General features: G+C 51.8%; 10 protein-coding genes (1 of these 10 only partly in view). 2 read left to right on the top strand and 8 right to left on the bottom strand.

The window, feature by feature from the left end; translation table 11 throughout:
• The 6 genes in view from cheD to FDM28_RS06430 are tightly spaced (at most 47 nt apart) and all read right to left on the bottom strand, a layout consistent with a single transcriptional unit that may run on beyond the window.
• On the bottom strand, positions 1–507 hold the 5' portion of the coding sequence (gene cheD, locus FDM28_RS06455; protein ID WP_138514135.1) for a chemoreceptor glutamine deamidase CheD. The gene continues 204 nt to the left of window position 1, outside the view; 507 of the gene's 711 nt are visible here — the first part of the coding sequence; its start codon is at positions 505–507; the stop codon falls past the left edge of the window.
• Positions 508–530: 23 nt separating this feature from the next.
• Entirely contained in the window at positions 531–1,370 is an 840-nt protein-coding gene (locus FDM28_RS06450; protein ID WP_240791906.1) for a CheR family methyltransferase, read from the bottom strand.
• Positions 1,371–1,417: 47 nt separating this feature from the next.
• The gene (locus FDM28_RS06445) at positions 1,418–1,912 is read right to left on the bottom strand and encodes a chemotaxis protein CheW (RefSeq protein ID WP_138514133.1); all 495 of its coding nucleotides are present in this window, start codon (positions 1,910–1,912) and stop codon (positions 1,418–1,420) included.
• Between the two features lie 24 nt (positions 1,913–1,936).
• Complete coding sequence (locus tag FDM28_RS06440) at positions 1,937–4,090, bottom strand: chemotaxis protein CheW (RefSeq protein WP_138514131.1); 2,154 nt, start codon at positions 4,088–4,090, stop codon at positions 1,937–1,939.
• A gap of 43 nt (positions 4,091–4,133) precedes the next feature.
• The gene (locus FDM28_RS06435) at positions 4,134–4,496 is read right to left on the bottom strand and encodes a response regulator (RefSeq protein ID WP_087495195.1); all 363 of its coding nucleotides are present in this window, start codon (positions 4,494–4,496) and stop codon (positions 4,134–4,136) included.
• A gap of 39 nt (positions 4,497–4,535) precedes the next feature.
• Positions 4,536–4,979, bottom strand: coding sequence for a hypothetical protein (locus FDM28_RS06430; protein ID WP_138514129.1), 444 nt, complete (start codon positions 4,977–4,979; stop codon positions 4,536–4,538).
• Between the two features lie 167 nt (positions 4,980–5,146).
• Between FDM28_RS06430 and FDM28_RS06425 the strand changes: the two genes are divergently transcribed.
• Both FDM28_RS06425 and FDM28_RS06420 read left to right on the top strand, forming a co-directional pair.
• Positions 5,147–6,274 carry a hybrid sensor histidine kinase/response regulator gene (locus FDM28_RS06425; RefSeq protein WP_138514127.1) on the top strand — a complete coding sequence of 376 codons (1,128 nt, stop codon included), beginning with the start codon at positions 5,147–5,149 and terminating at the stop codon, positions 6,272–6,274.
• Positions 6,271–6,900: a response regulator gene (locus FDM28_RS06420; RefSeq protein ID WP_138514125.1), complete on the top strand. Its 630-nt coding sequence runs from the start codon at positions 6,271–6,273 to the stop codon at positions 6,898–6,900. Before FDM28_RS06425 ends, FDM28_RS06420 begins: the two co-directional genes overlap by 4 nt.
• Before the next feature lie 9 nt (positions 6,901–6,909).
• Here the strand turns inward: FDM28_RS06420 and fliR are convergent, their stop codons facing one another.
• Both fliR and fliQ read right to left on the bottom strand, forming a co-directional pair.
• The gene (fliR, locus tag FDM28_RS06415; protein WP_138514123.1) at positions 6,910–7,677 is read right to left on the bottom strand and encodes a flagellar biosynthetic protein FliR; all 768 of its coding nucleotides are present in this window, start codon (positions 7,675–7,677) and stop codon (positions 6,910–6,912) included.
• A gap of 9 nt (positions 7,678–7,686) precedes the next feature.
• Positions 7,687–7,956, bottom strand: a complete 270-nt coding sequence (gene fliQ, locus FDM28_RS06410; protein WP_138514121.1) for a flagellar biosynthesis protein FliQ — start codon at positions 7,954–7,956, stop codon at positions 7,687–7,689.
• Positions 7,957–7,961: the final 5 nt, after the last annotated feature.

The following is a 7,961-nucleotide window of genomic DNA, read 5'->3' as shown; positions in this document are numbered from 1 at the left end:
GTAGTCAATAACGAATTGCGTATTTCGCTCACCCACGTTCATTGTGGTAAATCCGGCCATCACTTGCGCACCACCAAATATTTTGGCTTGCATAGTTTCACGCCGCGCACCGAGTTTCAACATTTCATTAATCAGCAACTCCATGGCAAACGAGCCATATCGCCCTGAGCCATCACCACCCTCGCCGTCGGGCAGCATGAAATGGTTCATCCCTCCGACTCGTGCCTTCCCGTCCCAAATACAAGCGGCAATGCACGAACCCAAAACCGTCATGATGACAATGTCTTCATTCGATACGAAATATTCGCCCGGCAAAACTTTCACGGCATCGTATTGAAAATGGTGATCTGCATAAAAAAAGGAGGCCTCTCCAGGCTTGCGTGGTTGAGACTTCAATTGATCAACACGCGAAACTCGTCCACTCGCTAGAACTTTAGGAGCAAGACTGCCAGATGCTGCGGCACCTTTAATCAAAGTCGAGTTTTGGGAGAAGGAGTTTATGGCCATTTTCGATCTCGATTAATGCGCCATTACACGCGCTCGTAAACAGTCTTCCCTTTAAGGGCAAACAAATCTCTCGAATCACTGAAATTTTCAGCATGTCCTACAAACAGGAGTCCGCCCGGCTTCATGACTTTGTGAATACGCTCAAGCACTTGACGTTGCGTCGACGCGTCAAAGTAAATCATGACATTACGGCAAAAAACAACGTCAAAGGCTTCTTTAAAGGGCCAATCATTGCGAATCAAGTTAACCATTAAAAAATCGATCTTCGATCTTAATTCGGTTTTAACCCTTGCCATTCCGCCATTCTCACCCTTACCACGCAAGAAGAAACGTTGTAAACGCGCTTGATCTAACCCTTTTAACGACTCCAAACGATAAACACCTTGAGATGCTGTTCGCAAGACTTTGGAATCTATATCACTCGCTGCTATAGAGAAAGCGCCGTTCAAGCCTAACGCTTCTGCAGCAGTGATTGCTATGGAATAAGGCTCTTCGCCCGTTGAGGCCGCGCTACACCATATCTTGCAACCACCAGGCGTTTTACCAGATTTCAAATACTCATTAAGTATGTGAAAGTGATGCGCCTCCCGAAAAAATGAAGTCAGGTTAGTCGTAAGTGCATTAACGAACTCTTGCCATTCAACCCCATCCGCAGCTGACTCGAGCCACTGCAGGTAGTCTTTGAAGCTTTGGTGGCCTGTCTCCCGTAGCCGACGGGAAAGTCGGCTGTAAACCATGGCATGTTTACCGTCATGCAAACTGATGCCGGCACGTTGATAAATCAGCTTTTGAACATGATCAAAGTCTGCATTTGTCCAATGAAACTCTCGACCTTGCATTCCCTCGGCTGAACTTATCGCCATTAGCTTCTTTCAAAGACTTTAAATAGGTCTATCGTGTACCAATCTGCTTAGAGCTGATCGGTAGTTGACACCAACCCCATTTCCGGAGCCGACATCAGTTTTTCAATATCTAAAAGTATCAACATACGCTCTCCAACGGAGCCCAAACCCAACACTGCAGAACTATCTATCACTGACTCAATATCAGGAGCAACCTTCAAACTTTCAGGAGGCAACTCCATGACATCGCTCACAGAGTCGACCACGATACCCACGATCCGATTCCGCAAGTTCAAGACAATGACAACAGTAAAAGAGTTGTACTCTGACTTGGAGCAGTTAAATTTGAGTCGCATATCCACGATAGGAACAATTGTCCCGCGCAAATTCACTACGCCTTTAATGAAGGATGGCGCATTGGCCACTCTAGTCGGGGGCTCATAGCCTCTGATTTCTTGTACCTTCAATATATCAATGCCATATTCCTCCTGATCCAATCGGAAGGTCAGATACTCACGTGCGCCACTCGTAGTGAGTTCATTTAGTTTTTCCATCATTCCCATGAGAGTCTCCTAGGTCTACGCGATTTAGTGGCGAGATCTGCGCACCAATGCACCGGTGTCAAGAATCAAAGCCACTTTTCCATCACCAAGAATCGTGGCACCCGAGACATTCGGCACCTTCCGGTAGTTCGACTCCAAGTTCTTCACGACGACTTGTTGTTGCCCCAGTAGCTCATCTACTAGCAGAGCAACCCTATTGCCATCCGCTTCGACAACAACCATGATGTCGCTGGACTTTTCAAAATCAAATCGAGGAATCTGGAACACTTTCTCCAGCTCAATGACAGGCATATATTCGTCTCGAACCTTGACCAACTGTGACCCTTGCCCCACGGTACTAACCGCGTCTGCTTTCACCTGGAAAGACTCAATGACAGAGGAAAGTGGCAAGATATAAACCTCTTCGCCAACACCCACTGACATGCCATCCATAATGGCCAGAGTAAGAGGCAGCCGAACGGAAACCTTCATTCCGTAGCCTTCAGCAGAGTCGATGTCTACAGTACCGTTCAGTGCAGTGATATTTTTCTTGACCACATCCATACCGACACCACGTCCCGATACGTCAGTAACTACAGCTGCCGTTGAGAAGCCTGGGGCAAAAATAAGCTGCCACACATCCGCATCCGACATCTGATCCGATACATCCAAGCCCCGCTCACGCGCCTTATTGAGGATCTTGGTACGGGACAGCCCCCTACCATCGTCACGAACTTCGATGACGATCGAGCCGCCTTGATGGGATGCAGAGAGGGTGATCGTGCCGGACTCCGACTTTCCAGCAGCAACACGCTCTGAAGGCAGCTCGATGCCGTGATCACAACTATTGCGAACCAAGTGCGTCAAAGGATCGGTGATTTTTTCCACCAGACCCTTGTCCAATTCAGTTGCCTCGCCTTGGGTGACAAATTCAACCTTCTTGCCCAACTTGCCCGCCAAGTCGCGCAACATTCTAGGGAAGCGGCTAAATACGATAGACATCGGGATCATTCGGATCGACATCACAGACTCTTGCAAGTCTCGCGTATTGCGATCCAAATCGGCCAACCCAGTTAACAACTGTTGGTAAACAGCAGGGTCCAACGCTCGACTATTTTGGGCGAGCATTGCTTGGGTAATCACGAGCTCACCCACCAAGTTAATCAGCTGATCAACCTTGCTTATTGCCACGCGGATAGTGGCGGCCTCTGGCTGAGCCGCGCTGGCAGGATTCTGCTTAACAGCCGCTTTAACCATGGGAGCAACCTCATGAGAGGAAGCTGCCGGCGCAGCAATCACATCCGGCTGCTCGGACGGAACACCGGGCGCTCCATCAAAAAACCCGAACCCTGCCTCAGGCACAGGCTTGGAATCAACGGGAGCCGCCACCTGACCAGGAGAACCAGCCGCACCCTCAAAAAAGCCGAAGCCCTCGTCTTTAGCGGGGGAAGCTACAACCCGAGCAGATATCTTGACTCGTTCGCGCGACACATGAAAGGCAAACAAATCGAGCAAATCATCATCTGTTGACGAGGTTTCAGCATGAAAAATCTTCAGTGAGGACTGAGTAGAAACAACTGGAGAAATTGTCCCAAGCCCCGGAATATCTCTAAACAGTTCTTGGATCGCATCCGCTTGTTCAGGCTTCTCCAAGGGCCCAATCACAATTTCAAGCTGCCGCAGGCCCTGAGCAGTAGCGACGGGTTGCGACATCGCAACCGGCTTGGGGGCAGGTGCAACCACCGTGGCAGCGACGGCCTTAGGAACATCCAAGGTCCCACCTGCGGCCAATACACTGATTCGCTTGACCAAATCTGCGGTGGGCATTGCCTCACCCTCATCACCCGCCTGGTGCCTCGCAAGCAGACTACGCGACGCATCAGCCGACTCCAGAAGCACATCCACCATGGATGCATTCGGCTGGAGTTCGTGGCGTCGCAAGCGGTCCAATAAAGACTCCATCTGATGCGTCAATTCCGCTACATCTGCAAACCCAAATGTCGCGGCTCCGCCCTTCACAGAGTGGGCACATCGGAATATCCCGTTCAGCTCTTCGTCGTCCGCAGTCTCCAGATTCAAATTCAGCAGCATCTGCTCCATCTGATCCAAATTCTCCCCCGCTTCCTCGAAGAAAATTTGGTAAAACTGGCTGAGGTCAAAGTCCCCACCTGCGCCACCCTCTTGATGCGTTTCGGCCATACCGAGCTCCTTTTATGTGCGATCCAGCGACGTCCGCCGCAGCTTAGCGAATGACTTTTTTAATGACGTCCAATAACTTGGCTGGGTCGAACGGCTTTACCAGCCAACCCGTTGCACCGGCTGCACGTCCCGCTTGCTTCATCAAGTCGCTGGACTCGGTAGTCAGCATCAAAATAGGGGTGGTCTTGAACTGAGGATGTTCCCTCAGCTTCCGAGTCAGGCCCAAACCATCCAATCGCGGCATATTTTGGTCTGTCAAAACCAAATCGAACGTTTGTGTTTGCGCTTTCTCGTAGGCATCTTGCCCGTCCACAGCTTCGACGACTTGGTATCCCGCACCCGTCAAGGTGAAAGAAACCATTTTTCGCATAGAAGGAGAATCATCAACAGCAAGGATTAAAGGCATGAGTGGCTCCGAAAGAAATCGCTATAAATTTTTTGAAGTTTAGAAAAGCTCAATGGAACCTGCGTCCATTTCGTCTTGCGTAACAGGATTGGGGCGCTCAGGCACCTCTTCTACGAAGGGCACCGCTTCGCCGTCTTCGCTGCCCATAGACTCAGAGGCCAAGCGATATGCACAACCCTGCAATATTTTCGAGGTGTGTACGATCAATTGAGAGGCCATGTCTTGGAACTGGAGCTCCGTCACGGCTGCGCGCAAAGCACTACGGACTAACTCAAGCTCAGCAGAGCTACCAAGGCTTGGGGATGCGAGGTTGGCGCTTGCGGTCGTGAAGCGTTCCATCAAATTTTCCATGGTGTGCGCAAGGAGACCGTCCAAACGGGTTAAGTCATGGACCACAACCAAAAGGGAGTCTTGCACCTCAGCGACCAACATCACGGGCAGCTGTACAGCCGGAGCAGCAGGTGGCGTCAACGATGGTTCCATTGTCATTCTTCCTCGGTGCCAGTCTTGTTAGCTATCCTACGCCGTATCGGTACGCTTTAAATCCCAACCGACGCTAGGTTAGCAGAAATAACGAATTTTTGGGAAAAATCAATTACTTTGACAGAACAAAAATTTAAATTCCGCACTGACAACACATAATTCAACGCATGATAGCCCCGAAATACGAACCGAATCCATGGGAGAACCCCATAAAAGTGCTGCACTTGGAGGATTCGGACGCGGACCATCACCTGCTCAAGCGGGCTATCCGTGACTCTGGCCTGGACTCCACGGTTCTAAGGGCGGAAACGAAAGACGAGTTGCTGGCGCTGCTAGAGCGCCATGCGTTCGACATCGTTCTCATGGACTACCGATTGCTCGGATTTACAGCGCTGGATGCATGGGATGCCATCTCTGAACGCGCAGATCCGCCACCATGCGTCATCGTCTCAGGGGCTATCGGCGAGTCCGCGGCTGTTTCCGCCATCCAAATGGGCATCAGCGACTATCTTCACAAAGATAATTTGCAGGAAATCGGGCGTGTCGTCCTCCGAGCGCTGCGTTTGCATGAAGCCAACCGACAGCGCGAACAAGCCCTTGCCGATTTACTCGTGTCCGAAAGAAAAATAACGGCTCTCGCACACCACTTGCAAACGTCTCTAGAGCAAGAGCGCGCCGAAATTTCAAGAGAAATACACGATGACATAGGAGGCGCCCTAGCAGCCATACGGCTGGATGTTGCATGGCTCGCCAGACATGCGGATTCCGAAGCCCAACGATCGCATGCAACAGCAGCCCAAGAAATGGTCGGGCAGGCGCTCATCGCTACCCAGCGCATCATGCAAAACACCCGCCCGGCCATTTTGGATCAGGGCTTGGGGCCCAGCATCCACTGGCTTGTCTGCGCGCATAGGCGTCGCACCGGGCAAAAAGTAACGCTGGATTGCAGACTTGACCTTATGCCCTTGCCAGACACCGTGCGCTTGACTGCGTACCGTATCGTGCAGGAGTCTCTGACCAACATCAGCAAGTACGCCCCCGCCGCCGAGGTGAAGATAGACATTTCTAACGAAGGCGGTGTTTTGACTGCCGAAATCACCGACAGTGGCCCGGGGTTTGACGTAAAAACTCTTTCCCAAGCGACTGGCTTCGGCCTGAAGGGACTTAGCGAACGAGCGAGAAGCATAGGCGGCTGGTTGGACATCAGCAGCACACCGGATCGGGGCACGTCCATCAACATGACAGCGCCCTTGGCAAACACAGCCACAACCCCACAACATGAGGAACATCCATGATTCATGTCGTACTGTGCGATGACCACGCCATGATTCGGCGGGGCATACGGGATACGTTGACGGATGCAGGCGATATCGTTGTAACAGGCGAGGCGGGCTCCTACAACGAACTACGCGAGTTGCTGCGCACTGTGGCCTGCGAGGTGCTGGTTCTAGACCTCAACCTGCCCGGGCGGAGTGGATTGGAAATCCTAGCGGCTGTCAAAGAAACGCACCCTCATATCAAAACACTCATTGTTTCAATGTTTGCGGAGGACCAATACGCCATTCGCTGCCTTCGCGCCGGGGCCTCGGGCTACTTGAATAAGGCCGGCGACCCAGCAGACCTTGCCAAAGCCGTTGCAAGCATTCACAGCGGGCGTAAGTATGTCACTCCGGCAGTTTCCGAAATGTTGGTAGACCACCTTGCTGCGCCCAGCAATGAAGCGCTTCACGAACGGCTCTCTGAAAGGGAGCTCCAAACGCTGATCAAAATTGCGTCTGGTAGAAAACTCTCGGATATTGCGGAGGAACTCATGCTCAGCCCGAAAACAGTGAGCGTGTACCGGGCTCGCCTATTAGAAAAATTGGCCCTGAGCAACAACGCAGAGCTTACGGTTTACGCCATCCGGAACGAGCTGGTTTAAGCAGCCACGTCATCCGGACGCAAACAGCGTCAAAATTTTTCCCATTAACGCAGTGAATGGTTGATCCAACATCGGCAGGGTGACCGCAATTCCGACAATTCCAACGACCAGCGTAATCGGGAAACCGATTGCAAAAATATTCATTTGAGGCGCAACCCTGGAAATGATCCCGAGCGCCATATTGGTAAAAATCAGGATGCCCACCATGGGGAGGGCGATCCACAAAGCGCTGGCAAACAGCTCGGCGCCCAGCCGCTGCAACTGCATAGCGGCCAACGCGTCCAAGAAATGCGGAGATACGGGAAAAGCCTCGAAGCTTCGGGTCACCGCCATTAGCACCAGCAAATGGCCATTCATGACCACAAACAACAGCGAAGCCATTTGCGAAAAGAACCGGGCTACCGCACTGGACTGCGTATTCATAGAGGGGTCAAAAAATGCGGCAAAGTTCAAGCCCATCTGAAAGCCGACCACCTCGCCCGCTAGTTCTACGGCGGAAAACACCACGCGAACCGCGAAGCCAATGCTTAAGCCAATCAGCACTTGCTGCACCACCACCGCCAGAGCTTGCGGGTCATTGAATGAAATAACGGATGCATCGGGCAAACTGGCTTGCATGGCCAAAGCCACCAGCAGCGAGAGACCTATTTTCGCCCGGGTAGGAAATGCACGCGAAGACAATACGGGAGCCGCCGTGAACACGGCCAAAACGCGCAAAAATGGCCAAATAATCGGTGATAACCATTGCGCGATCTGCGCTTCGTCAAAAGTAATCACTGGCACCCGTTAGACAACCGAGGCAGGAATAGCCTCCAACATGCGGCGGATGTACTCCACCAACATCGTCAACATCCACGGTCCTGCAATCGCAAAAACGGCAATTACTGCCAATAGTTTGGGAACAAACGCCAAAGTGGCTTCGTGAATCTGCGTAACCGCTTGAAAAAGACTCACCAACAAGCCCACTATGAGTGCGGCACCAAGCACGGGCGCAGACACCATCAGCAGCATCAGCAAGGCTTCCTGCCCCATGGTCAATACGGTCTGTGCATTCATGTGGA

The organism is Rhodoferax bucti (assembly GCF_005876985.1).
In the GTDB taxonomy this organism is placed as follows: Bacteria; Pseudomonadota; Gammaproteobacteria; order Burkholderiales; family Burkholderiaceae_C; genus Allorhodoferax; species Allorhodoferax bucti.
This window is presented reverse-complemented; position numbering and strand designations above follow the sequence as displayed.